Source organism: Paraburkholderia sp. MPAMCS5 (genome assembly GCF_036016995.1).
Taxonomy (GTDB): domain Bacteria; phylum Pseudomonadota; class Gammaproteobacteria; order Burkholderiales; family Burkholderiaceae; genus Paraburkholderia.
In genome coordinates this window covers 534,031-557,564 of the sequence record NZ_JAYXBK010000001.1, presented here as the reverse complement: position 1 = coordinate 557,564, position 23,534 = coordinate 534,031, and the positions used below count along the sequence as shown (strand labels likewise).

The 23,534-nt window shown below is 64.7% G+C and carries 21 protein-coding genes; 9 read left to right on the top strand and 12 right to left on the bottom strand.

The window, feature by feature from the left end; translation table 11 throughout:
- Positions 1-2 precede the first annotated feature (2 nt).
- Positions 3-1,226: an ROK family transcriptional regulator gene (locus VOM14_RS02600; protein WP_327627093.1), complete on the top strand. Its 1,224-nt coding sequence runs from the start codon at positions 3-5 to the stop codon at positions 1,224-1,226.
- Here VOM14_RS02600 and VOM14_RS02595 read toward each other — a convergent pair.
- Both VOM14_RS02595 and VOM14_RS02590 read right to left on the bottom strand, forming a co-directional pair.
- Positions 1,220-4,306 carry a transglycosylase domain-containing protein gene (locus VOM14_RS02595; RefSeq protein WP_327627092.1) on the bottom strand — a complete coding sequence of 1,029 codons (3,087 nt, stop codon included), beginning with the start codon at positions 4,304-4,306 and terminating at the stop codon, positions 1,220-1,222. The genes VOM14_RS02600 and VOM14_RS02595 overlap by 7 nt on opposite strands.
- 191 nt (positions 4,307-4,497) lie before the next feature.
- On the bottom strand, positions 4,498-5,502 hold the full coding sequence (locus VOM14_RS02590) for a LysR family transcriptional regulator (protein WP_327627091.1): 1,005 nt from the start codon (positions 5,500-5,502) through the stop codon (positions 4,498-4,500).
- Between the two features lie 128 nt (positions 5,503-5,630).
- Between VOM14_RS02590 and VOM14_RS02585 the strand changes: the two genes are divergently transcribed.
- The 3 genes from VOM14_RS02585 (at position 5,631) to VOM14_RS02575 (ending at position 8,753) form a co-directional block, all read left to right on the top strand.
- Positions 5,631-6,563, top strand: coding sequence for a dihydrodipicolinate synthase family protein (locus VOM14_RS02585; RefSeq protein WP_327627090.1), 933 nt, complete (start codon positions 5,631-5,633; stop codon positions 6,561-6,563).
- Between the two features lie 58 nt (positions 6,564-6,621).
- On the top strand, positions 6,622-7,914 hold the full coding sequence (locus tag VOM14_RS02580; protein ID WP_327627089.1) for an NAD(P)/FAD-dependent oxidoreductase: 1,293 nt from the start codon (positions 6,622-6,624) through the stop codon (positions 7,912-7,914).
- A 128-nt stretch (positions 7,915-8,042) separates the two neighbouring features.
- Positions 8,043-8,753: a TetR/AcrR family transcriptional regulator gene (locus VOM14_RS02575; protein ID WP_327627088.1), complete on the top strand. Its 711-nt coding sequence runs from the start codon at positions 8,043-8,045 to the stop codon at positions 8,751-8,753.
- A gap of 90 nt (positions 8,754-8,843) precedes the next feature.
- Here VOM14_RS02575 and VOM14_RS02570 read toward each other — a convergent pair whose 3' ends face one another.
- Genes VOM14_RS02570 through aroQ form a run of 3 tightly spaced genes read right to left on the bottom strand, consistent with a single transcriptional unit; the run spans position 8,844 to position 11,641 of the window.
- Complete coding sequence (locus VOM14_RS02570) at positions 8,844-10,205, bottom strand: MFS transporter (protein WP_327627087.1); 1,362 nt, start codon at positions 10,203-10,205, stop codon at positions 8,844-8,846.
- Positions 10,206-10,262: 57 nt separating this feature from the next.
- Positions 10,263-11,141 carry a shikimate dehydrogenase gene (locus VOM14_RS02565; protein ID WP_442955508.1) on the bottom strand — a complete coding sequence of 293 codons (879 nt, stop codon included), beginning with the start codon at positions 11,139-11,141 and terminating at the stop codon, positions 10,263-10,265.
- Positions 11,142-11,185: 44 nt separating this feature from the next.
- Positions 11,186-11,641 (bottom strand): type II 3-dehydroquinate dehydratase, encoded by a 456-nt coding sequence (aroQ, locus tag VOM14_RS02560; protein ID WP_327627085.1) that lies wholly within the window; start codon positions 11,639-11,641, stop codon positions 11,186-11,188.
- Between the two features lie 330 nt (positions 11,642-11,971).
- Between aroQ and VOM14_RS02555 the strand changes: the two genes are divergently transcribed.
- The 3 genes from VOM14_RS02555 (at position 11,972) to VOM14_RS02545 (ending at position 14,760) form a co-directional block, all read left to right on the top strand.
- Positions 11,972-13,855: a bifunctional sugar phosphate isomerase/epimerase/4-hydroxyphenylpyruvate dioxygenase family protein gene (locus tag VOM14_RS02555; protein WP_327627084.1), complete on the top strand. Its 1,884-nt coding sequence runs from the start codon at positions 11,972-11,974 to the stop codon at positions 13,853-13,855.
- 169 nt (positions 13,856-14,024) lie between these two features.
- The gene (locus tag VOM14_RS02550; RefSeq protein WP_327627083.1) at positions 14,025-14,357 is read left to right on the top strand and encodes a hypothetical protein; all 333 of its coding nucleotides are present in this window, start codon (positions 14,025-14,027) and stop codon (positions 14,355-14,357) included.
- A gap of 145 nt (positions 14,358-14,502) precedes the next feature.
- Positions 14,503-14,760, top strand: coding sequence for a hypothetical protein (locus VOM14_RS02545; RefSeq protein WP_327627082.1), 258 nt, complete (start codon positions 14,503-14,505; stop codon positions 14,758-14,760).
- 42 nt (positions 14,761-14,802) lie between these two features.
- Here VOM14_RS02545 and VOM14_RS02540 read toward each other — a convergent pair whose 3' ends face one another.
- The 6 genes from VOM14_RS02540 to VOM14_RS02515 form a co-directional block, all read right to left on the bottom strand.
- The gene (locus VOM14_RS02540) at positions 14,803-15,132 is read right to left on the bottom strand and encodes a hypothetical protein (protein WP_327627081.1); all 330 of its coding nucleotides are present in this window, start codon (positions 15,130-15,132) and stop codon (positions 14,803-14,805) included.
- A gap of 10 nt (positions 15,133-15,142) precedes the next feature.
- Positions 15,143-15,910 carry an AraC family transcriptional regulator gene (locus VOM14_RS02535; RefSeq protein ID WP_327627080.1) on the bottom strand — a complete coding sequence of 256 codons (768 nt, stop codon included), beginning with the start codon at positions 15,908-15,910 and terminating at the stop codon, positions 15,143-15,145.
- 200 nt (positions 15,911-16,110) lie between these two features.
- The gene (locus tag VOM14_RS02530; RefSeq protein ID WP_327627079.1) at positions 16,111-17,391 is read right to left on the bottom strand and encodes an FAD-dependent oxidoreductase; all 1,281 of its coding nucleotides are present in this window, start codon (positions 17,389-17,391) and stop codon (positions 16,111-16,113) included.
- Between the two features lie 76 nt (positions 17,392-17,467).
- Positions 17,468-17,743, bottom strand: a complete 276-nt coding sequence (locus VOM14_RS02525; protein ID WP_327627078.1) for a 2Fe-2S iron-sulfur cluster-binding protein — start codon at positions 17,741-17,743, stop codon at positions 17,468-17,470.
- Entirely contained in the window at positions 17,736-18,863 is a 1,128-nt protein-coding gene (locus VOM14_RS02520) for an NAD(P)/FAD-dependent oxidoreductase (protein WP_327627415.1), read from the bottom strand. Before VOM14_RS02520 ends, VOM14_RS02525 begins: the two co-directional genes overlap by 8 nt.
- A complete protein-coding gene (locus VOM14_RS02515) occupies positions 18,860-19,816 on the bottom strand; it encodes a 4-hydroxyproline epimerase (protein WP_327627077.1) in 957 nt (318 codons plus the stop codon). Before VOM14_RS02515 ends, VOM14_RS02520 begins: the two co-directional genes overlap by 4 nt.
- A 348-nt stretch (positions 19,817-20,164) precedes the next feature.
- Between VOM14_RS02515 and VOM14_RS02510 the strand changes: the two genes are divergently transcribed.
- Positions 20,165-21,070, top strand: coding sequence for a dihydrodipicolinate synthase family protein (locus VOM14_RS02510; protein ID WP_327627076.1), 906 nt, complete (start codon positions 20,165-20,167; stop codon positions 21,068-21,070).
- Positions 21,071-21,085: 15 nt separating this feature from the next.
- Here VOM14_RS02510 and VOM14_RS02505 read toward each other — a convergent pair whose 3' ends face one another.
- Positions 21,086-21,808 (bottom strand): response regulator transcription factor, encoded by a 723-nt coding sequence (locus VOM14_RS02505; protein WP_327627075.1) that lies wholly within the window; start codon positions 21,806-21,808, stop codon positions 21,086-21,088.
- A gap of 386 nt (positions 21,809-22,194) precedes the next feature.
- Between VOM14_RS02505 and VOM14_RS02500 the strand changes: the two genes are divergently transcribed.
- Positions 22,195-23,496, top strand: coding sequence for an MFS transporter (locus VOM14_RS02500; RefSeq protein ID WP_327627074.1), 1,302 nt, complete (start codon positions 22,195-22,197; stop codon positions 23,494-23,496).
- Positions 23,497-23,534 lie beyond the last annotated feature (38 nt).

Sequence of the window (23,534 nt, the reverse complement as noted above, 5' to 3'; positions counted from 1 at the left end):
CGATGGACATCACCGGCGCCCGCTCGCCTCTCAAACGCACGGTCGGCTCGAACCAGGTCGGCATGCGGCAGTTCAACGAGCGCATCGTGTTGCAGACCATCCGCCTGCATGGGCCGCTGCCAAAGGCCGACGTGGGCCGCCTGACGCGTCTTTCGATGCAGACGGTCTCGATGATCGTGGATCGTCTGATCGACGACGGGCTACTCGAAAAGCAGGCGCGTGTACGCGGCAAGATCGGCCAACCCTCTGTGCCGATCGCGTTGCGCGCGGACGGCGCGTACACGATCGGCATCAAGGTCGGCCGTCGCAGCCTCGACGTACTGGCCATGGATTTCGCAGGCCGCGTCGTGTGCCGCGATGTATTCGAGTATCCGTACCCCGATCCGCACACGCTGTTTCCCGCGCTCGAAAGCAGGCTCGCGCGCGTCAATCAGACACTCGGCGCGAACGCGAACAAGGTCGTGGGCGTCGGTGTCGCGGCGCCGTTGTGGCTCGGCGGATGGCGCGACTTTCTCGGCGCTCCGCCCGACGCGCTGGATGCATGGAACGAGATCGACCTGCGCTCGCGCATCGCGACCATGACCGGGCTGCCGGTCGAATTCGCGAAGGACACCACGGCCGCCTGCGCCGCCGAACTCGTGATGGGTCAAGGACGCGGCATCCATAACTTTCTGTATCTGTTCGTGGGCACTTTTGTCGGCGGCGGACTGGTGATCGACGGCCGTCTGCATGGCGGCCCGCACGACAACGCCGGTGCGGTCGGTTCGATTCCGCTGCGTGAGGGCGGCGCGCGCAAGCCCGCGCGGCAACTGCTGCACGCGGCCTCGGGCTTCGTGCTCGAACGGTTGCTGAGCGATGCGGGCAAACCGGCTGCCGCCGCGCACGACCATCGAGCGTTATCGCCGGAGATGTGGCGGCATACGGAGCAGTGGCTCGACAGCGCGTGTCCCGCGATTGCCAGCGCGCTCACCAATGCGGCGGCGTTGCTCGACCTCGAAGCCGTGGTGATCGACGGCGAACTCGACCGGCAAGTGGTGCGTGAAATCATTCGACGCACGGAGCGCGTACTCGATCGCTACGAATGGGAAGGGATGGTGCGCCCACAACTACTTGAAGGCGCGATAGGCGCCGACGCGCGCGCCATGGGCGGCGCGATTCTGCCGCTCTATGCGCACTTCGCGCCGGTGCACGAACTGTTTCTCAAACCGGCGACCGAGCCTTATTGATTCGCGACGGCGACCTTCGTTGCCGTTGCGGTTTTAGCGGGCGGCGTGTCGAGCAAGGGCTGCAACGCGGGGGCCATTGTCTTCAGCAATTGCACCGACAGCGCGCTGGTGAATTCGTAGTGAGCGGCATACGGCTCGTGCACCCACGCGGTCAGCGTGCCGTAGAAGCGATCGCCGATAGCAAACACGAACGTCGCGCTGCGGTTCACCTTGCGCGACTCGATCAGCCGCGCGCCCTTCGCGAACACGTTAAAGCGCTGATCGCCCGTGCCGGTCTTGCCGTAGACGTCGAGCGTGCGGCCGTCCGGGAACGTCATGCCTTGCGCCAGGCGGCGTGCGGTGCCGCCTGTCACGACATCGCGCAACATGCCTTTGACAAGACCCGCGATTTCCGGCGAAACCTGCCGTTGCGGCGCGATGGCCGCGCGCTGGAAATGCGTTTCGTAGGGCGTGTCTTTCGCGAAGTCGAGTTGCGTGAGGCTTTCGGTCGGCACCTTGTTGCCGTCGCTCGCAATCACGCCGATCAGTTGCGCGAGCGCGGCGGGCCTGTCGCCCGATGCACCGATTGCCGCCGCATAGGAAGGCGTGAGCGTCGCGAATGGATAGCCGAGTGCCTGCCACGATTTGCCGATCGCGTCGTAGGCTCGCAATTCGACCATGCGTTTGATGCGGCGATCCTGCGTGGCGTGATAGCGCGTCTTGAAGAGCCACGAATACGTCGACAGACGCACGTCGCGGCTCGCGCTCTGAATCTCGTTGAGCGTGGCGTCGGGATGCTCGCGCAAATAGTTGAGCGTCCACAGTTCGAGCGGATGCACGCTCGCGATATAACCGCGGTCGTTCAGATTGAAGCGGTCGATGCCGTATTTGTTGTAGAGATTCTCAAGATCTTCGTCGTCGAGTATGGATGCAGCCGGCGTGTTCTTCAGCGCGGCGCGCATCTTCGCGTTAAACCACGCGTTGGACTCGTCCGGCGCAACGCTACGCAAAACGGTCGCGACTTTCGGCGGCGATTTGCGCACGCCGAGCAGCAACAGCGTGAGCGCCTGGTCACGCGTCTTGCCGTGATACTTCGTGTAGAAGCGATTCATGTACACGCGGCTTTCCTGATCGGCAAAACGCGTCAGGTACATCTTGCGGATCGCCGGATCGCCGAGCCATTGCGACGAAGCTCCGGTGGTTTGCACCATCTCGTAGTGCACGATGTCGCGCATCAGCCGCACGAACACCAGGTTCACCGAGTGCTGGAACGCGCGGCGCACCGTGAGAATGCGGCTATTGTCGTCGGATTCGAAATTGTTGAAGGTCTGCGCGCCGCCGCCCGTATAGAACGTTTCACCCGGATTCGCCGAGTATTTGCGCTCCACGGCTGCGTCGAGCATGGGCTGCAACGAATGGTCGCGTGTATGCAGCAGATAGTCGAGCGCCCAGCGCGTCAATTGATCGTTCGGATCGGGTTTGATCGCTTTGAGTTCCGCCGTGCTGAGCGTCGCATAACGCGCGTGCAACTGCGACACGATCTGCAAATACGTGACCACGGTACGCAGTTTCGCAGTCGAACCGAGATTCAGCCGCGCGCCCGAATTAATGTCGAACGGCTGATTCACACTGTCCGTTTGCACGCGCACGAGATTCGCGCCGTCGCGTCGCTCGAATAGCGTGAAGCTGTAGGCGATTTTCGACGGGTCGTCGGTCGCGCGCAGCATTTCAAAGCCGACGAGACCCGCAGCCTTCGCGCCGTCGCGTGTCGCGGCAGCGGCAAGCCGTTCGCTCACGGCCTGCTGAACCGCGTTGTTGAGCGTGCCCGTGGCCTTCAAATCCAGCCGGTCGAGTTCGTAGAAGCTCGGAATGCCGAGGGTCGCCAGCAGGTTCGAGCGCATCGACGTCACGGCCTTGCGCGACACGAACGAAGCCGCGTTTTCAGCGGGCTTCGTGGCCCGATGCAATTGCACTTGAGCGGCGAGCGCCGCGTCGCGCAACGCCACGGAGATCACGCCGCCGTTCGCGAGCAGCCGCAGATAGCTGTCGGTCAGCCGTTCGAGATCGGGATAGCCGCGATGCAGGAAGTACGAAGGCGCGCGTTGCGCGATCATCAGCGAGAGCACCTCGCGGAAAGCCGCGCCCTGCTCCGGGAGATTTTCTTCGGTGGAAGGCGCATTGAGGATGCGGTTCACCTCGCTGAAATCCCGCCCGTACCACGCGGCGAGACCGTCGCCCATGCCGTTGATTTCGCCGACGCCGGGTTGCGCGGCAAGCGGCACCGAATTCAGATAATGCACGACGATCTGCCGACGCGCGGGCATCGTTTGCGGGCCGTTCAGATAGGCGCGAACCGAAGCCGATGCGATCTGCCGCAGCTTCTCCGGCGGCGTCGCGGTGCGGCCGCCCGCCGAGTGGCGGAATTTTTCGATCTGCGTGGCGAGCGTGCTGCCGCCGGGCGTCGCCTGATGATGGTTGAACACGCGCGCGCCCTGGTCGGCGAGGGCGCGGCTAAAGCGTCCCCAGTCGATGGCCGGGTTGCGGTTCGGCTGATTCGGATCGAGCAGATAACGGTCTTCGATAAAGAGCAGCGAATTGACGACGAGCGGCGGAATCGCCTCGAAACTGTCATACACGCGCCCCGGAAAAGTCCCGCCAAAAAGCGGCGCGCCGGTGCCGTCGAAGAGCTGCAAGCCGGCTTGGTCTTTCTCGGCGTAAGGCAGGAAAAGGCTTCTGTCCGCAAGCGCGAGCATGCGTTCCGAATCGCGCGCCTGCGCGGTGATTTCAAAGCCGCGTTGCAGCAGACGTTGCTGGAAAGACGGCAGCAACGCATAGCCGAGACGCGTGTCGTAAGGACCTTTGTCCGCCTCGGGAAAACGAATGGAATGGCTTGGACCTTCGTCGACGGAAAAACCCACGTCGCGGGTCAATTCGGAGAGGTAATGCGCCTGAAGCCGCGAGGTTTCTATTTCCAGCTGGCAAAGCCGTACCAGCCACGCCAGGCCAAGCAGCAACGCCGCCACCAGCGCCCATTTGAACCATTTGCGCACCGACGTGGCGCTGGTCGCGCGAAGCGGAACCCGAACCGATGGCCGATTCATACCTGCTCTCCCCGGACGGGTGCCAGCTCTGAATCAGACACCCTTTAATCAGTGTAGCGCGAACGCAGACGCTCAATTGGTTCGGATTTACCCCCAAGTGTCACCGCTACAACACTGTTCGGAAGCGCATAGCAAAGTGCGAATTGCCGTGCGATATTCGACGTCTTCGCGCGACGGCGAAAAACACTCGCTCAGGCAGCTTTTCGCTTCGTGACGGCCCGCGCGGCTTTCTGTTTTGACGCGCGCATCGGCTTTCGCGCGCCCTGCACTTTCTCTTCTTCTCGCAGTAATTCCACGAACCGCCCGGCCGGCGGCGACAACACGCCGCCTTTGCGCGTCACGATGCCGAAAGTTTGCGACGGCGACTTCAGTTTGACCGGCACGACACGCAGCATTTTTTGCCGAACGAACAATTCAGCGATCGCAGTCGGCAACAACGACACAAGATCGGCGCTGCTTTGCAATAGGGCGACCGTGACGAACGTCGATGCGGTGGAAATCGGGTTATCCGGCATGGCGAGCCCGGCGAGATCCATTTCGCGCTCCAGCAGCGCGTGCAATGGCATATGCGACGGATACACGACCCAACGATGATCCGCCAGATCGCCCAGCTTCACCTCCTTCCTCGGCAACGGCGGATGGCCATAACCCACCACGACCGAAAGCGGCTCGTCCGCGAGCGGACGGTACTGGTATTTCGACGGATCGGCGGCCACCGCCGCGCGGCCGATCACCAGGTCGAGCCGGCCCTCGTCGAGTTGCGCCAGCATGCGCGCGCTGGTGTCTTCGACGACTTCGATCGACAGGTTCGGCTGCCCCGCATGCAACCGGTTGATGGCCGGCACCACGCACTCCGGTATTGCGCCCATGATCGCGCCCACGGCGAGACGCCCGCCGCGCCCCGAGCGTATTTCAGCGACGTCCTGACATAGCGCGGTGAGATCGGTGGCCACGACACGCGCGTAGCGAATCACGCAATGGCCGAGCTGATTCGGAATCATGCCGCTTTTCGAGCGCTCGAAAAGCGGCGCCTCGAACATCGATTCGAGTTCCTGCAAGGCCTTGCTCGCAGCCGATTGCGTCATCGACATGATGCCCGCCGATTTGTGCAGCGACTTCTGGTCGTCGAGCGCGATCAGGAGTTGCAACTGCTTCATGCGCAGCTTGCCGAGCAGGATGTTCAACGTGTCTTTCATGAGAGCCGCAGTGAGTCGTAAAAGCGATCACAGGATGGAAACAATTCAATATACCTGCGAGCCGTGCAGCCGTATAGTCGGCAACCGGAGACACTCGAACCGCCCCACTTCTTCCAGAGCCGCACACCATGACTCAAGCGATCAAAGCCACCGCGTTGCGCGGCGTATTCCCCGTTGCGCCGACCATTTTCGACGAAGCCGGCCAGCTCGACCTTGAAGGCCAGAAGCGCTGTATCGACTTCATGATCGACGCGGGTTCGAACGGCCTGTGCATTCTCGCGAACTTCTCGGAACAGTTCGCGCTCTCCGACGAAGAGCGCGACACGCTGATGCACGTCGTGCTCGATCACGTCGCGGGCCGCGTGCCGGTGATCGTCACGACCACGCACTTCAGCTCGTATCAATGCGCGCAACGCAGCCGCCGCGCGCAAATCGCGGGCGCCGCGATGGTCATGGTCATGCCGCCGTATCACGGCGCGACGATCCGCATCGGCGAGCGCGGCATTGCCGAGTTCTATCGCACTGTGTCCGATGCAATCGACATTCCGATCATGATTCAGGACGCGCCGGTCAGCGGCACGCCGTTGTCCGCGCCATTTCTCGCGCGCATGGCTCGCGAGATCGAACAGGTGTCGTACTTCAAGATCGAAGTGCCGCAAGCCGCGAACAAGCTGCGCGAATTGATCGAACTGGGCGGCGATGCGATTGTCGGTCCGTGGGACGGCGAAGAAGCCATCACGCTGATGGCCGATCTCGATGCGGGCGCAACGGGTTCGATGACAGGCGGCGGTTACGCCGACGGCATCCGTCTGATTATCGACGCCTATGCGGCCGGCGACACCGAAGCCGCCGCCGCTCATTATCAGAAGTGGCTGCCGCTCATCAACTACGAGAACCGCCAGGGCGGTCTCGCGTCGTGCAAGGCGTTAATGAAGGCAGGCGGCGTGATCCGCTCGGACGCGGTGCGCCACCCGTTGCCCGCGATGCATCCGGCCACGCGCGAAGGCTTGCTGAAAGTCGCGCGCCGGCTCGATCCGCTGGTGTTGCGCTGGGCACGATAGTCCGCATACGCCACACGCGGCTAGACGCGCGCGCGCGATTGCCGCTACCCTAGCCGCTATGCAAAGTTTTTACGAAGCCACTGTCGCACGCTCGTCCGCTTATGCGCCGCTCGCCGGGCGGCGCGGTGTCGACGTGTGCATCATCGGCGGCGGGCTCGCGGGGTTGTCGGCGGCGTTGGGGCTCGCCGAGCGCGGCGTCGCCGAAGTCGCCGTGCTCGAAGCGCGGCAAGTCGGCTTCGGCGCGTCCGGGCGCAACGGCGGCTTCGTGTTCGGCGGCTACAGCCTCGATTGCGCCGACCTGCTGAAAACGCTCGGCGCCGTCCGTGCGCGCGAGCTTTATACGCTCACTACCGTCGCCGTCGATCTGATGCGCAGCCGCATTGCGCGCTATCGGATAGATTGCGATGTCACCGACGCCGGCGTGATTCTCGCGAACTGGTTCGACGACCCCACGCGGCTCGACGCGCAGCGGCGTCTGATGCGCGATTCGTTCGGCGTCGATTGGGAACCGGTGACGGCTGACCAACTCGCCTCGCAATTGCACACGCGCCGTTATCACGGCGGCCTCTTCGAGCGCAACGCATTTCACTTTCATCCGCTGAAATATGTGCTTGGCGTAGCGAATGCGGCGTCCAGAGCCGGCGTGCAGATTCACGAGCAATCACCCGTCGTACGTTTGCAGCGCGACGGCGCCGGCTTCGTCGTGCACACGCTGCAAGGCGCGATCGAGGCGCGGCACGTCGTGATGGCGGGCGGCGGCTATGCACGCAACGTCTATGCGAAAGTCGAGCGCGCGGTGCTGCCCATCGCGACGTACGTGATGGCGACCGAGCCGCTCGGCGCGCGTCTGCAAGACGCGATCGGCACGCGCGCGGCCATCTACGACACGCGCTTCGCCTTCGACTATTACCGGCCGCTGCCCGACACCCGCATTCTGTGGGGCGGACGCATTTCGGTGCGCGACCGCGCGCCGGAAGTCATCGCGCGGCTCCTGCGACGCGATCTGGTGAAGGTCTATCCGCAATTGCACGACGTGCAAGTCGACTATGCGTGGGGCGGACTCATGAGTTACGCGCGTCACAAGATGCCGCAAATCGGCCGCAGCGCGGACGGCGTGTGGCACGCGGTCGGCTTCGGCGGACACGGCATGGCGCCGACCACGGTGTCCGGCGAATTGCTGGCCGCGGCGATCGCGGGCGAGCGTCCGGTGCCCGAAGCGTTCGCGGCATTCGGCCTCGCGCCCGCCTATGGCGCGCTCGGCCTCGCCGCCGCCCAGTTGACCTATACCGCGATGCAAACGCGCGACGCCCTCGCCGCGCGCCGCCGACGAGTTCACGGCAGCGTGGGATAGCCGTCTCGCGCGCGTCACGCCAAACGTCGCGACGCAAGAACGCCGCACGGCTCTTTTGCGCCAAGAACCCGCGCCGGAGGCGGTTTTCGCCATGCTAAAATGCGCCGTCACTGCCGCTCGATTACACAATGAAAAAGGGAAGCAAGGCCGCCGAGCCCGATACCAACGGCATCCCGTCCGAGGCACCGCTTAAGGACGCCAAGCGTAGCGACGCCCGTCGCAAGTACGACCCCGAACAGACAAAGCGCAACATTCTCGACGTCGCGACCCAGGAGTTCTCCGCGATGGGGCTGACGGGCGCGCGCGTCGACGCGATCGCGGAACGCACGAACACCACGAAGCGCATGCTGTACTACTACTTCGGCAGCAAGGAAGGGTTGTACCAGGCGGTGCTCGAAAAGGTGTATGGCGACATTCGCGCGCTCGAACAGGATCTGCATGTCAGCGAACTCGATCCGGTCGAGGGCATGCGCGCGCTCGTCGAATTCACGTTCGACTATCACGACCGCCAGCGCGATTTCGTGCGCCTCGTGACGATCGAAAACATCAACGGCGCGAAATATGTGGAGCAGGCCAAGAGCTTCAAGGGCCGCAACGTCACCGTCATTCATACCATTGAAGATCTGCTCGCACGCGGTGTCGCGGCCGGCAAGTTTCGCAACGACCTGGACCCGATCGACCTGCATCTGCTGATCAGCTCGCTGTGCTTTCATCGCGTCGCGAATCGCCATACGTTCGGCACGGCGTTTGGGCGCGACCCGTCGCATCCGCGGCTGCGCGCGCGTCATCGCGCGATGATCGTCGACGCCGTGCTGCGTTTCGTGCGCAAGGAAGGCTGAAGCGCCACGTGTGGCTGCACATGCAAAAAGGGACGTGGCCTGCGCCACGTCCCTTTTTTTATGCCTTGAAACAAGCAGTCAAACAAGCACTCAATCCACCAGCACGATCCGCTTGATATCGCCGACGATAAAAATGTACGACAGCGCGCCGATCAACGCGACTACGCCGATGAACACCAGCGCGCCGACAAACGAACCCGTCGCCGCCACGATGAAGCCCACCACGAGCGGCGTCACGATGCCGGCCAGATTCGCCGCGAAGTTGAAGATGCCGCCGGTCACGCCGAGCAGGCCTTCCGGTGCGATGTCCGACACGAGCGTCCAGCCCAACGCAGCCATGCCTTGCGCGAAGAACGCCACCGACAGAATCGCGATCACCGCGACGTTGCTCTCGACATAGTTGGCAAGAATGATCGTCGACGCGAGCAGCAGGCCGGCGATGATCGGCAGCTTGCGCGCAACGTTGGCCGACTTGCCGCGACGCAGCAGCCAGTCGGAGAAGATCCCGCCGAACATCACGCCGATCGACGCCGCGATGAACGGCATGATCGCGAAGAAGCCGATCTTCAGCCACGCCATATGACGTTCGGTGGCGAGATACGTCGGGAACCACGTGAGGAAGAACACGAGCGTCGAGTTGCCCGCGAACTGGCCGAGACAGATGCCGGTCAGCTGGCGATGCTTGAGCAGGCGTCCAATGGTGCGCCATTCGAAGCCGCTCTTCGCGGGCGCACCCGCGGCAGCCGCGTCCTTATGCCGGTGCGTCAGACCGCCGCCCGCTTCGATATAGTCGAGTTCGGCCTGATTCGCCGACGGATGATCGCGCGGTTCGCGATAAAACAACCACCAGACGATGCCGAACACGATGCCCACGCCGCCCACCACATAAAACAGCGAACGCCAGCCGAACGCGCCCATGAGCATGAACAGGAACGGGCTGAAGAACGCGAGGCCGATATATTCGCCCACGGTGTACGTGCCCGTCGCCATCGCGCGTTCGCTTTGCGGGAACCACGTCGCGACCACGCGGCTATTGGTCGGGAAACACGGCGCTTCGGAAACGCCCAGGCCGAGCCGGAACACGAACAACCCGGAGATGCCGTGCACGAGTCCTTGCGCGAGCGTGCAGAGGGACCAGAAGGTCATCGAAAGGAAATACGTGAGCTTGCTGCCGAACCGGTCGAGAAAGAGGCCGCCCGGAATCTGCGAAGCCACGTAGCTCCACGAAAACACGGAGAACAGAAGACCCATCAACGCGGCGTTGATGCCCAGTTCCTTGGTCAGCTGCGGCGCGGCAATGCCGAGCACCGTGCGGTCCAGGTAGTTAATCATCGTGCCGACAGCGAGCAGCCCGAGTATCTGATAGCGGGCGTTCGAGCGGCGCGCGGTGCTTGCCGTTGCGCCGGCCTGACGCGTGGCGTCGGCCGGACTGGATTGAATAGGTTGCGGCATGTCGTTTTAGTCTCCTAACTGGTCATCTATCCGTCATTTACCGGCTTGCGCTACCGGTTAGCGTTGCAACAAAGACTGAAAATGGGTGTAGACGCGTTCGGCGTCGGGTTCCAGTCCCGTGAAGATGCGCATGGCGTCGACCGCTTGATACACCGCCATGCCGCCGCCGCTCAGCGTGCGGCAGCCGAGCGCCTCGGCCGCTTGCAGCAGCGCGGTGCGAATCGGGAAATAAACGATGTCGGCGACCCACAGATCGCGATGCAGCAATTCGGCCGGCAGCGGCAGGCCGGGCAGTTTCGCCATGCCGGTCGGCGTCGCGTGAATCAGGCCGTTGGCGGCGGCGAGCGTTTCGCCAAGCGATGTCCCGGCGCTCACCGTGCGGTCGGCAAAGCGTTTCTGCAATTCCTCGGCGAGCGACGCGGCGCGCGCGGCGTCCACGTCGAACAGCGTGAGCGTTTGCGCGCCCATCGCCAGCGCCGCATGCGCGACCGCCGCGCCCGCGCCGCCCGCGCCCAGTTGCACCACGCGTTCAAGCGACACGTCCGGCAAGCCGCGCTGGAAAGCGCGCGCGAAACCCGACCAGTCCGTGTTGTGACCGATGCGTTTGCCGTCCTTGAAGAGCACGGTGTTGACCGCGCCGAGCGCGCGGGCATCGTCGGACAATTCGTCGAGCAGCGGAATCACCGCCTGCTTGCACGGATACGTGATGTTCAAACCGTTGAAGCCCATGCGTTCCGCGGCGACGAGCAGGTCGGGCAGCGCGTTGACGTCAAGCTTCAGTGCTTCGAGATCGATGCGCCGATACACGTAGTGCAAGCCGAGCTTGCTGCCCTCTTCCTCGTGCATCGCGGGACTCAGCGAGCCGCCGATGCCCGCGCCGATCAGACCGACGAGATACGAATTGGCGCTTGCCTGCGCGCTAGTCTTTGCATTCATGTTTGCACCCGTTTGTGCCTTTGCTTCCACATTCATTGGCGTGCTCATTTCGCCGCCCTATTCTTAAGGATGGTGGCCATCCGTTCGAGCGCGAGCACATAGCCCTGCGTGCCGCAACCGACGATGATCGCCTCGGCCACCGCCGACACATACGAGTGGTGGCGGAACGCTTCACGGCGATGCACGTTTGAAATATGCACTTCGATCACGGGCTTATCGATTGCGCTCAGCGCATCGGCGATCGCGACCGACGTGTGCGTAAACGCCGCTGGATTGATCACGATGCCGTCCACCTTCAGGCGTGCCGCGTGCAACCAGTCGATCAATTGATGCTCGGCGTTGGATTGGCAGAATTCGATTGAAAGGTCGAGGCGCTCGCCCGCGTCGCTGCAAAGTCTCGCGACGTCGTCGAGGGTTTCCGAACCGTAGATGGCGGGCTCGCGCGTGCCGAGCAGGTTGAGATTCGGTCCATTGAGGACCAGTACTGATGCGAAGCTCATGAGATAGGCTCCTGTCGTCAACGACAAGCAGTTGCAGAAAAAAGACCTGAAGCGTTCGACCCGATGCACGGAACACTTCTCAACGTATGGCGAAGTGTGCGCGCATTGACGGCTCCCGTCATTCGGGGTTTATACGAATTTGTACCATCTAGTTAGTTTGTATAGACTGTCGAAAATTACGCCTAATATGGGCGATTCTGGCCTGCGCCTTGCTGTACTTGTAACGAACTCGCCCATATTGCGCATTGCAACATGCCCGCGCGAAGCCGGCGGCGCACGCTGCGGCAGGCGTTCCCGACTGCCGTCCGACTGTTTTTGCAGGAGTTTTTGATGCAACGTTCGATTGCCACCGTGTCGATCAGCGGCACCCTCGTAGAAAAGCTGACCGCGATCCAGGCAGCGGGCTTCGAAGGCGTCGAGATCTTCGAGAACGACCTGTTGTATTTCGACGGCTCGCCCGCCGACGTGCGGCGCATCGCCGACGATCTCGGCCTGAAGATCATGCTGTTCCAGCCGTTCCGCGATTTCGACGGCGTGAGCGCCGAGCGCCTCGCGCGCAATCTGGACCGCGCGAAACGCAAGTTCGACGTGATGCACGAACTGGGCACGGATCGCATTCTGGTGTGCAGCAACGTGTCGCCGGACACCATCGGCGACGACAATCTCATGATCGACCAGCTGGGCGCGCTGGCGCGGGCGGCCGAGGCGGCGGGCGTGATCGCCGGTTATGAAGCGCTCGCGTGGGGCAAGCACGTCAAGACATACCGGCACGCGTGGAAGCTCGTGAACGCAGTGAATCACCCGAATCTCGGGCTCGTGCTCGACAGCTTTCACACGCTGTCGCTGAACGACACGGTGGATGGAATCGCCGACATTCCGGGCGAGCGCATCGCCTTCGTGCAGATTGCCGACGCGCCGAAGCTCGCCATGGACGTGCTCGAATGGAGCCGCCATTACCGCTGCTTCCCTGGCCAGGGCGATTTCGACCTCGCCAGTTTCACCGCGCAGGTCGTGAAGGCGGGCTACAAGGGCCCGCTTTCGCTGGAGATTTTCAACGACGGTTTCCGCGCCGCGCCCACCACGATCACCGCCGCGGACGGCCATCGCTCGCTGCTGTTCCTCGAAGAGCAGACGCGCGCGTTGCTCGAAGCGGCGCGGCAACCGGTCGGCGACCTGTTCGAGCCGCCGGCGGCGCCCGCGCACGTCGGCTATCAGTTCCTGGAATTCGCGGTGGACCACACCACGCGCGCGCGTCTCGAAGACTGGCTCGGCAAGCTACGTTTTCGCCAGGCGGGCCAGCATCGTTCGAAAGATGTGACGCTCTATCAGCACGGCGCGGCGTCGATCGTGCTGAACGCCGAGCCCGATTCGTTCGCGAACGCGTTCTTCCAGCAACATGGTTTGTCGCTGTGCGCGTCGGCGTTTCGCGTGGACGACGCCCATCAGGCATTCGAGCGCGCGGCCGGCTTCGGCTACGCGCCGTTCTCCGGTCAGATCGGCCCGAACGAGCGCGTGCTGCCCGCCGTGCAGGCGCCGGACAGCAGCCTGAACTATTTCGTCGACGAAACCCCGGATCAGCCCACGCTTTTCGAAGCCGATTTCGTCCTCACGGACATGAACGGCCCGGCGGAAGTGGGACCGCTCAGCCGCATCGATCACGTGTGCCTCGCGGTGCCGGCGAATGCGCTGGATACGTGGGTACTGTTTCTGCGCACGGCCTTCGGCTTGCAGGCCGAAGCCGGCGTGCTCGTGCCCGATCCGTACGGGCTCGTGCGCAGCCGCGCGCTGCGCAGCCGCGACGGTTCGGTTCGCGTGGTGCTGAACGCTTCGGTGGATCACCATACGGCGGTGGCCGAGGCGCTACATACCTATCACGGCTCGGGCCTGAATCACGTGGCGTTCAGCACGAGCGACATCTTCAGCGCGATTCCCGAGTTTGTCGCCGATGGCTTGCCGGTGCTGCGCATCCCGCGCAATTACTACGAGGATCTCGCCGCGCGCTACGCGTTGCCGGACGACATGCTCGACGCGCTGCGCGAACACAACATCCTGTATGACCGCGATGAACGCGGCGGCGAATTTTTCCACGCTTACACGGAACAGCTCGATCAGCGCTTCTTCATGGAGATCGTCGAACGGCGCGGCGGCTATGACGGCTATGGCGCGAGCAATGCCGCGGTGCGGCTCGCCGCGCAGGCGCAGCGCCGCAAATAGAAAGGCGCGTCAGGCTCTCTGAAAGCGGCGCGTTGTGCTCGCTCGGGCACGCGCCCTGCGGCATCGGCGGTCGAGGCGTCTCGGCCCGATATAATGGCGCCTTGATTCGCGGGCCGCGCCGGCCCGGTTTTCGCAGCCGGTGTCGGCCAAATGACACGCCAGGAGAGATATGAAGAAGTTTGCCGTAGTCCTGTCAGTTCCCCTCTTGCTCAGCGCTTGCGCCTACTTTCAGAAGAACCCGGATGCCGGCGAGCCGGTCACGGACACCACCACGCAGCGCTCGGTCGACGACGTGGTCGCCTGCCTCACGCAACTGGCCACGAATCACAACGCCGCGTTCAAGTCCACGTCGATCCCGCAAGGCCAGATGCTGGACTTCGGCGATTCGAACATCATCAAGGTGCGCAGCGACAATGGCGCGACCACTTACCGCTTCTATGCGGGCAAGCGTCATGTGAACAATCTGTGGATCGAAGCGGCCGCGAAAACCTGCGCGCCGTAAGGCAAAAAGTCGCGTGCGTTAAGCGTTGGTAAGGTGCGCCGGCGCCATCTTCGTGTCACGGTGTTACAGGACAATGCCGCTTAAGAATCGTTTAAGACTTCGTCCTCATCATGCCTCGGACACGAACCCGCACGAGGTGCGCACTATGAACCAGCCCGAACAGAATACCAACGAAACATCGGTTCCCGCCAGGCGCCCGACCATCCTGCGCCGCCTGCTCAGCCATCACGAACTCGCGACGCTGCTGCTTCTGCTGCACGCGCCCATCGACGCGTCCGCGAAACCCGAGATTCCGCAACTGCACGAAGCCGGCCTGATCGAAACCATCTCGAACGAAGCAGGCGCGCGCATTCGACTCACGCCTGAAGGCAACGCCGTGCTGCGCGGCCTCGGCGTGAAATAACGGCGCGGATAACGGCACGAATAACAGCTCGAATACCGGCGCTTACGCCTGCCAGACGCCGTAGCCTGCCTCGCGTAGTCCAATCGCCAGCTCCACTTCCATGTCCTGTGCGCCGCGATACGGCATGGGATTGAACACTTCGTACAATTCGGGCATCAGACGCAAGCCGTAGTCGCGCACATAGCGATTGGCCTGAATGCCGGCCTTATGCCGGTCGAACCGCAGATCGGGATCGAGCCCGGTCATCCCCACATACACGCAAGGCTTGTCGAACCGGTAATCCGGATTCGCGCGGCGAAAGCGCGCCTCGTTCCAGACCTTGTCGTCGAGCGCGACGACGTACACATAATAGTGATGCTTGCGACGAACCATGAGCCGCGCATCAACTTCGCGAAGTGCCGTGCAGCAGCATCCGGTATTCGGTCGGCGTGACGCCCACGGTCGCCTTGAACTGACGCGTGAAGGCGCTGTGATCCGTGTAGCCGCACAGCGCGGCGACGTCGGTGACTTTGTCGTGGGAAACCAGCAGCGCGGTGGCGGCGTCGAGGCGCGTCTTCAGCAGAACCTGGCGCGGCGTCAGGTGAAAGACCTTGTGGAAATAGCGCTCCAGTTGCGCGACCGACATATCCGCCATCGCCGCAAGCTGCTTCAGGTTCAACGGCTGCACATAGTTTTCCTGGATGAACTGCACCACCGCCGCGAGCCGGCTGTAAGCCGGATGACTGCTTTCGTCCGCCCGCAGATCGCGCGAGATGCCGGCGAGGCCGACCACGTTGCCCGCCGCGTCGCGCAACGGCTGCTTGGTGGTCAGACACCAGCCCGGCTGGCGGCCCGGATACAGATGCAACTCCAGCTGGTCGATCATCTGGTTGCCGACGTGAATCACGCCCTCGTCCTGTGCCGTGTAGATGCGGCCGAAGCGCCGCGGAAACACGTCTTCGGCGGTCTTGCCCAGGAGCGCGGCCTTTTCCTTGAAGCCGCAGCGCGAAGCCAACGTGCGGTTGACGATCGCATAGCGCGCGTCGGCGTCCTTCACGAAGAAGACGACATCGGGAAGCGCGTCGAAAACGGGTTCGAGTTGCCTGAAGTGCGACAGCATGCCGGAGAACGAGGCTTCGTCTGGCGCGAGCTGAAAAGCTAGCGTGTTCATCGTGCGGGTTCCGTCGGTGCGAGCCGTGTGTGAGAGCGCGTGCGCGGCATTGCATGGGCGTTGTATGGCCCGGCGCCTCGCGTGCGGTCGATTCGCGATCGATTATAAAGCGGTGTCCTGGCCGCCAAAATCCGCTCGCGGGCGCAAGGCGGCGTGAGTCATCCGGCGTGAGTCATCCGGCGTGAGTCATCCGGCGTGAGTCATTCGGCCAGCGGCGCGTGCGCGCCCGCCGCCATCAGCGTGCCGATCTGCGCCGGACTGAACGGCGGACGCGGATTCGCCGCCGGCCAGCCGAAGTACAGATTCGCGGCGAGCCCGCAGATCTTTCCCTGGCAGGCGCCCATCCCGCAACGCGTGTGCAGCTTCGCGTCGCGCCAATTCTGGAACCTCCGCACTTCGCCGATGCTGACGTCCTCGCACCGGCACAGCAGCGTGTCGTCGCCGGGTGGCGTGCACGCGGCCGGCTGCAACGCAAAGGCCGCCTCGACGCGCGCCGCGAAGCGCAGCCAGCGCGCGCGCCGCACGTGCAGCGCGCCGCGCTCCCGCGTTGCGCCGCTTGCCGCGAGGCCCGCGAGTTCGCCTTCCACCGCTGCCAGTTCCGCGCCGCCCACACCCGTGCACTCGCCGGCCGCGAACACGGCATCCACCGAGGTCCGCTGCGCGGCGTCGACCACAATGCCGCCCGCTTGATCGATCGCGCAGCCAAGCGCCTGCGCCAGCGTCACGTTCGGCACGAGCCCAAAGCCGCACGCGATGCGCTCGCACGCGAGCGTCACGCTGCGCCCCCCGCGCCGGATCGTCACGCTTTGCACGCGGCCTTCGCCGCGCGCCGCCTGCACCGTGCTGTCCGTCCAGTAATGCAGGCCGGCGAAGCCGCGCGTCATGCTCAACGCCTGGCGCAGCTTCGCAGGTTCGCGAACGAGCGACGCGCCGAAGCGGGCGACATCGACCGCGCGCGCCTGCTCCACGACCGCGAGCACCCGCGCGCCCGCCGCGCGCGCGGTGGCCAATGCGGCAATCAGCAAAGGTCCGCTGCCGGCAATCACGACGCGCTCGCCTTGCATCGGCATGCCGCCTTTGATCAGCGCCTGCAACGCGCCCGCGCCGGTCACGCCGGGCAAGGTCCAGCCCGCGAAGGGCAGCAGGCGCTCGCGCGCGCCGGTCGCGAGAATCAGGCGCTCATACGTCAGGCAAACGCCGCCGTGTTCCGCCGATTCGACCAGCAGTCCACGCGGCGCGAGAGGCCCGATGACGCGAGCGGAGGGAAAACACGTGACGTTGCGCTGACGGCTCAAGGCGTCGAGCAAATCTTGCAGTGGCGCCTGGCGCGAGTGGCCCGGACCTTGACGCCAGATCTGGCCGCCGGCGCATGGGTTGTCGTCGAGCAAGGCGACCGTCGCGCCTTCGCGCGCCGCCGCGAGCGCGGCGTTCAGACCGGCTGGACCGGCGCCGGTCACGATTACGTCGAAGTGCTGGGTCATCGGAGACGCGCCTTGTTGTCGTGCGTGATGGAAACGTGGCGGCCAGTATCCGGCGCAATAAGCGGAAACCGCGGCTTCATCGTGGGTCCGCCTTCTCGGTGCGCACCGTCTGGCCGTCGCGGCAAAGCGTCTGGCAGGCCAGCGCGTGCGCGCGGCCGTCGATCGTCACGCGGCATTCCTGGCACACGCCCATGCCGCACAGCGCGGCACGCGGCTCGCCGCCGACCGACACGCGTGTGCCGCTGCGCGCGCCGGCCAGAACCAGCGCCGCCGCCACCGTCGTGCCGGCGTCCACCTCGACAGCCTGGCCGTCGATGCTCACGCGAACGCGCGCCGCGCCGCTCTCATTCATGCGTCACCTCTTGCCCGAAACGGCCCGGCAAATAAGGCTCGACGGGAATCGCCGCCGCGCTTCCGACGATCTGCGCCGCCAGCAGCTTCGCCGTCGCGAGCGACGTCGTCACGCCGAGGCCCTCGTGGCCAATGGCAAGCCACACGCCGGGCGCGGCATCGCCGGCGGGGCCGATCAACGGCAGTCCATCCGGCGATGCCGCGCGAAAGCCGGTCCAGGCGCGGATGCCGTTGAGGTGCGGCAGCATCGGCAGATAGCGCGCGGCGCGTTGCAGCATGCGCGCGAGCACGGGCATCTCGACGGCGGGATCGGTCGTGCCGAACTGGCGCGACGAGCCGATCAGCACTTGCCCGGTCGGCCGCGGCTGCGCATTGAACGCGACCGACGTGCCAACCGCGTGATGCGCGCTCTTGATATAGCCGAGTTCCAGCAGTTGATGGCGGATCAGCTCGGGATAACGGTCAGTAATCAGCAGATGGCCTTTTTTCGGTTCCAGCGGCAGCGCCGGTATCAGTTCCTGCGCGCCGAGCCCGTTCGCGACGATCACGTGCGCCGCGCGGCGACGCTCGCCGTTGGCCAGCGTCACGCCCGTGGCATCGGCGGAACGAACGGGCGTGCCGGGACGCACCGCGATCCTGCTGGCCGCCGGCGATTGCGTCAGCAGCCATTCGGCGGCGCTCGGCGCATACACGATGCTGTCGTGCCCGATGCGCAACCCGCCCACCAGCGACGCGTCAAGCGCCGGCTCGCAGGCACGCAGCGCGGATGCGTCGAGCAATTGCGCGGCGATGCCCTGCGCTTCGAATCCGGCGTGCATCGCGCGGGCGGCTTGCCACTCTTCTTCGTCGGCGGCGAGCCAGAGCGTCCCGCAGCGCGCAAACGCGTCGCGCGCGCGCAGCTGCGGCGCGAGTTCCAGCCACAGGTCGCGCGAGTAGCGGCATAGCGCGAACTCCGCCGGCGAGTCGTTCATCACGACGATATGGCCCATGCCCGCCGCCGTCGCGCCGCCGCCGATGCCTTGCGCGTCGAGCACCTCGACCCGCATGCCGAGCGCGGCCAGTTCCGCCGCGCAGGCCGCGCCGACAATGCCCGCGCCGACGATCAACGCATCCGCTGTCATGCCGTGCGGATGCCCCACGCGAACGGATCGCGCTCGTCGAAGCAGAGCCGCCCTTCCGCCGTGATGTGCGCGTGACCGGTGATGGTCGGAATCACCGACACGCCGTCGCCGGCTTGCTGGTAGCTCGCCTCGAACACGCTGCCGATAATGCTCTCCTGCCGCCACACCGCGCCTTCCGCGAGCTTGCCGTCCGCCGCGAGACACGCGACTTTCGCGCTCGTGCCGGTGCCGCACGGCGAGCGGTCGTATGCGTTGCCGGGACACAGCACGAAACTGCGGCTGTCGAGGCCCTCGCGCGAAGCGGGCCCGAAGAGTTCGATATGGTCGATCAGCGCGCCGTCCGCACCGGTGATGCGCTGCGCGATCAGCGCGTCGCGAATCGCGCCGCTGAACGCCGTCAACTCCGCGATGCGCGACGCCTCCAGCGAGCGCCCATGGTCGGCGACGAGAAAAAACCAGTTGCCGCCCCAGCCGATGTCGCCCGTCAACAGGCCGTGGCCGGGCACATCGACCTGAACGGCCGCGCGATAACGATAGGCCGGCACATTGCGCACCGCGACGCTGCCGTCTTCATTGAGCGTGGCTTCGACCACGCCGACCGGCGTCTCGATCCGATGCCGTCCCGGCCCGATGCGCCCCATATGCGCGAGCGACACGACGAGGCCGATGGTGCCGTGACCGCACATGCCGAGATAGCCGACATTGTTGAAGAAGATCACGCCGGCCGCGCACGACGGGTCGTCGGGTTCGCACAGCAGCGCGCCGACCACGACGTCCGAGCCGCGCGGTTCGGTAGCGATGCCGGCGCGCCAGTCGTCGAAGCGCGAGCGGAATACGTCGAGCCGTTGCGCGAGCGGTCCGCCGCCGAGGTCCGGGCCGCCGGATACCACGAGGCGGGTCGGTTCACCGCCGGTGTGCGAGTCGATGATATTGAGCGTTTTCATGACGCCCATGGTAGGAACGGCGACCGCCCGAGTCTTGGTGCGCCTGCGCGTGGATTGTGACGATTTCAGCATAGAGTCGGCGGCGTGCCGCGACGCGACGCGCTTTAAGCCGCGCCGCGTTTGCCTGCTGATCCAGCAGACCAGCCGCGCATGCGGAGATTTCGCCAGCCGGTTGCCGTGCGCTCACGCCACGCTGGCCGGCCGCCGTCTCGAAACAAGCTGGAATCTGGTTAGCACGCGCCCGCCAGCCGAGCGAATTATGCCGAAATCGTCACCCGTCACGCGCGATTGACGCAAGACGGCGGCGTTTTCGCTGCTTACACTGCGCTTCACTTCATCACAATCAGGAGAGCAGACGTGGCGCATATCTGGGAAGGCGTATTGCCTGCGGTCACCACCAAGTTCAACGCGGATTTCAGCATAGACCGCGCGTGGACCGGCAAGAATATCGAAGCGCAGATCGACGCGGGCGTGGACGGCATCATCGTGTGCGGATCGCTGGGAGAAGCGTCGACACTCTCGCTGGACGAAAAGCTGCAAGTGCTCGATATCGCCGTGGAAGCGTCGCGCGGCCGCGTGCCGGTGCTGTTGACCATTGCGGAAAACAGCACGCTCGACGCCTGCCGCCAGGCCGAAGCCGGCAGCCGCCGCGGCGCGGCCGGTTTCATGGTGCTGCCGGGCCTGCGCTATCTGTCCGACCGGCGCGAGACGCTGCACCATTTCCGCAGCGTGGCCGACGCGAGCGCGTTGCCGCTCATGATCTATAACAATCCGCTCGCGTACGGCGTCGACATGACGCCGGGCATGTTCGCGGAAATCGCCGACGAGAAGAAAATCGTCGCGATCAAGGAATCATGCGGCGACGTGCGGCGCGTGACCGATCTGATCAACGAAGTCGGCGACCGCTTCGCGATTCTGTGCGGCGTCGACAATCTGGCGATGGAAGCCATCCTGATGGGTGCGCATGGCTGGGTGGCCGGTCTCGTGTGCGCGTTTCCGCGCGAGACGGTGGCGATCTACAAGCTGCTGAAGGCCGGGCGCCTGGAAGAGGCGCGGGCGATTTACCGCTGGTTCGCTCCGCTGCTCGCGCTCGATGTTTCGTCGAAGTTGGTTCAGAACATCAAGCTGGCCGAAACGATGGTCGGCCTCGGCACGGAGCCGGTGCGCCCGCCGCGCCTGCCTCTTGTGGGCGACGAGCGCGCGGCGGTGGAAAAACTGATTCGCCGCTCGCTCGAAACGCGGCCCGCGTTGCCGAGCCTTTGAGCACCGCGAGCGGTGTCAGGCGGCCTGCTTCTCCGCGTGCAGCGGTTCTTCGTGACGCAGATGCAGCAGCCTGTAGCCGCTCTTATAAACCGGCTGCAAGCGAAACTCGTTTTGCGGCTCGATTTCGAGCAACAGGCGCAGCCGCGACACATGGCTGTCGATGGTGCGCGTGAACTCACGGAATTCGCGGCCCCACACCATCGCGAAGATGTGATCGCGCGACATCACGCGGCCAATATTCGAGAAGAACAGCGAAGCCAGCCGGTACTGCGTGCCGGATAGCGCGACCGGCTGGCCGCGCAGCGTGACGATCTGGCGATGCGTGTCGAAACGGTACGGACCGACGTCGAAGCTCGCGGTGCCGAAGCGGTCCGGGTAGGCGCGCCGCAGGAGCGCCGTGACGCGCTCGCGAAATTCCGCCGGGCGCAGCGGCAACGCGACGTAGTCGTCGGCGCCGTTGACGAATGCGCGCACCATGCTCTCCTCCGACGCGTCTCGCGACACGAACACGACCGGCACGCGGTCGCCGCCGACGGCGCGCGCCGTTCTCAACACCTCGGTGCCCGACAGACGCGTGCCGTGCCAGTCCAGCACCAGCAGATCCACGGTGGACCGGGCAAGCGATTTCGACATGGTGAGGCCGTCGTCGTAGCCCGCGCAGGTATGGCCGGCGGTCGTGAGTATCTTTTCAATCGACTGACGCACGACGGGGTCACGTTGAAGAATGGCAATGCGCATGGGATCACTCGTAAGAGATAGCGTGGAGGCGATTCTCGAAGGCGCGTCCACCCGATCCCATAGGACCAGTCCTAATTTGGCGTTCGTTCAGACGAATCCGTTGGCAATCGGCCGACGGACTACAACGGTCGCACACGCAAAGCAGCGCCGCGCGGCCTCGGCCAGCGTGGCTTCAATGAAACTTTCCCAATCTAATTAAGCACTTCCCGAAACAAATCGCTTTCATCCTGTAAAATCCCGCGCTGGCTTCCGTCGTCATCGTGCCGCCCTACCCGGGCCGGCGCGCCGGTGTCCCGCGCTCTACCCAGCTCCTGTCACACTTCTCGCCCGACGACCGCCGTTTTCCACGCTACACGCGGTTCTCAATTCAAGATAACGACATAGCAATGCAAGCGACCAATCTGGGTGGAGCGCAGGCTGCCACCCCACGCGCTCTTGCGCGCAGCGATTACAAGACGCTCGGCCTCGCCGCTCTCGGCGGCGCGCTGGAGTTCTACGACTTCATCATCTTCGTGTTTTTCGCGCCGGCAATCGGCCAGTTGTTCTTCCCCGCCGCCATGCCGGACTGGCTGCGGCAGGTGCAGACCTTCGGCATCTTCGCGGCGGGCTACCTCGCGCGGCCGCTCGGCGGCATCGTCATGGCGCACTTCGGCGACCTGTTCGGCCGCAAGCGCATGTTCACGCTGAGCGTGCTGCTCATGTCCGTGCCGACGCTGATCATGGGTCTCCTGCCCACTTACGCGAGCATCGGCGTGATGGCGCCGGTCCTCCTGCTGCTGTTTCGCGTGATGCAAGGCGCGGCCGTCGGCGGCGAAGTGCCGGGCGCGTGGGTGTTCGTGTCGGAGCACGTCCCGCAGCGCCACATCGGCTATGCGTGCGGCACGCTGACGGCGGGTCTGACGGCCGGCATTCTGCTCGGCTCGCTGATCGCGTCGGCGGTGAATCGCCACTTCGCGCCCGCTGAAATCACCGATTACGCATGGCGCATTCCGTTCCTGATCGGCGGCGTGTTCGGCATGTTTTCGGTTTACCTGCGCCGCTGGCTGCACGAAACGCCGGTCTTCGCCGAACTGAAACAGCGCAAGGCGATTGCCGCCGAAGTGCCGCTGAAGGCCGTGCTGCGCGACCACGGCCGCGCGGTGATCGTCTCGATGCTGCTCACGTGGATGCTGTCGGCCGCCATCGTCGTCGTAATCCTGATGACGCCGACGCTGCTGCAAAAGCAGTTTCACGTGACGCCGGCCACCGCGCTGCTCGCGAACTGCGTCGCGACGCTGTGCCTGACGATCGGCTGCGTGATGGCGGGTTCGATCGCCGGCCGCGTCGGCGCGGGGCGCACGATTTTCATCGGCGGCCTCGCGCTGGCCGTGACCTATTACGTGATGTTCCAGCAACTGGCCGTCGATACCTCCGCGCTCGTGCCGCTGTACGGCGCGGCCGGCCTGCTGGTCGGCGTGATCGGCGCGATTCCGTTCGTGATGGTGAAGGCGTTTCCGCCGGCGGTGCGCTTCTCGGGCATTTCGTTTTCGTACAACGTCGCGTATGCGGTGTTCGGCGGCCTCACGCCGATCGCCGTGTCGCTGATGATGAAGTCCAACCCGATGGCCGCGCCGCTGTATGTCGCCGCGATCTGCGTGCTGGGCGCGTTGACCACGCTGTTCATCAAGGACGCGCCGCAAAAGCGTTGATCGGGCGCCTGCGTCCGTGAAGCGAAAACGGCGCGCCT

Bases quoted from the DNA above. Each gene is read 5' to 3' on its own strand.
- VOM14_RS02600 (WP_327627093.1), top strand. From the start codon at position 3: ATGGACATCACCGGCGCCCGCTCGCCTCTCAAACGCACGGTCGGCTCG.
- VOM14_RS02595 (WP_327627092.1), bottom strand. From the start codon at position 4,306: ATGAATCGGCCATCGGTTCGGGTTCCGCTTCGCGCGACCAGCGCCACG.
- VOM14_RS02590 (WP_327627091.1), bottom strand. From the start codon at position 5,502: ATGAAAGACACGTTGAACATCCTGCTCGGCAAGCTGCGCATGAAGCAG.
- VOM14_RS02585 (WP_327627090.1), top strand. From the start codon at position 5,631: ATGACTCAAGCGATCAAAGCCACCGCGTTGCGCGGCGTATTCCCCGTT.
- VOM14_RS02580 (WP_327627089.1), top strand. From the start codon at position 6,622: ATGCAAAGTTTTTACGAAGCCACTGTCGCACGCTCGTCCGCTTATGCG.
- VOM14_RS02575 (WP_327627088.1), top strand. From the start codon at position 8,043: ATGAAAAAGGGAAGCAAGGCCGCCGAGCCCGATACCAACGGCATCCCG.
- VOM14_RS02570 (WP_327627087.1), bottom strand. From the start codon at position 10,205: ATGCCGCAACCTATTCAATCCAGTCCGGCCGACGCCACGCGTCAGGCC.
- VOM14_RS02565 (WP_442955508.1), bottom strand. From the start codon at position 11,141: ATGAATGCAAAGACTAGCGCGCAGGCAAGCGCCAATTCGTATCTCGTC.
- aroQ (WP_327627085.1), bottom strand. From the start codon at position 11,641: ATGAGCTTCGCATCAGTACTGGTCCTCAATGGACCGAATCTCAACCTG.
- VOM14_RS02555 (WP_327627084.1), top strand. From the start codon at position 11,972: ATGCAACGTTCGATTGCCACCGTGTCGATCAGCGGCACCCTCGTAGAA.
- VOM14_RS02550 (WP_327627083.1), top strand. From the start codon at position 14,025: ATGAAGAAGTTTGCCGTAGTCCTGTCAGTTCCCCTCTTGCTCAGCGCT.
- VOM14_RS02545 (WP_327627082.1), top strand. From the start codon at position 14,503: ATGAACCAGCCCGAACAGAATACCAACGAAACATCGGTTCCCGCCAGG.
- VOM14_RS02540 (WP_327627081.1), bottom strand. From the start codon at position 15,132: ATGGTTCGTCGCAAGCATCACTATTATGTGTACGTCGTCGCGCTCGAC.
- VOM14_RS02535 (WP_327627080.1), bottom strand. From the start codon at position 15,910: ATGAACACGCTAGCTTTTCAGCTCGCGCCAGACGAAGCCTCGTTCTCC.
- VOM14_RS02530 (WP_327627079.1), bottom strand. From the start codon at position 17,391: ATGACCCAGCACTTCGACGTAATCGTGACCGGCGCCGGTCCAGCCGGT.
- VOM14_RS02525 (WP_327627078.1), bottom strand. From the start codon at position 17,743: ATGAATGAGAGCGGCGCGGCGCGCGTTCGCGTGAGCATCGACGGCCAG.
- VOM14_RS02520 (WP_327627415.1), bottom strand. From the start codon at position 18,863: ATGACAGCGGATGCGTTGATCGTCGGCGCGGGCATTGTCGGCGCGGCC.
- VOM14_RS02515 (WP_327627077.1), bottom strand. From the start codon at position 19,816: ATGGGCGTCATGAAAACGCTCAATATCATCGACTCGCACACCGGCGGT.
- VOM14_RS02505 (WP_327627075.1), bottom strand. From the start codon at position 21,808: ATGCGCATTGCCATTCTTCAACGTGACCCCGTCGTGCGTCAGTCGATT.
- VOM14_RS02500 (WP_327627074.1), top strand. From the start codon at position 22,195: ATGCAAGCGACCAATCTGGGTGGAGCGCAGGCTGCCACCCCACGCGCT.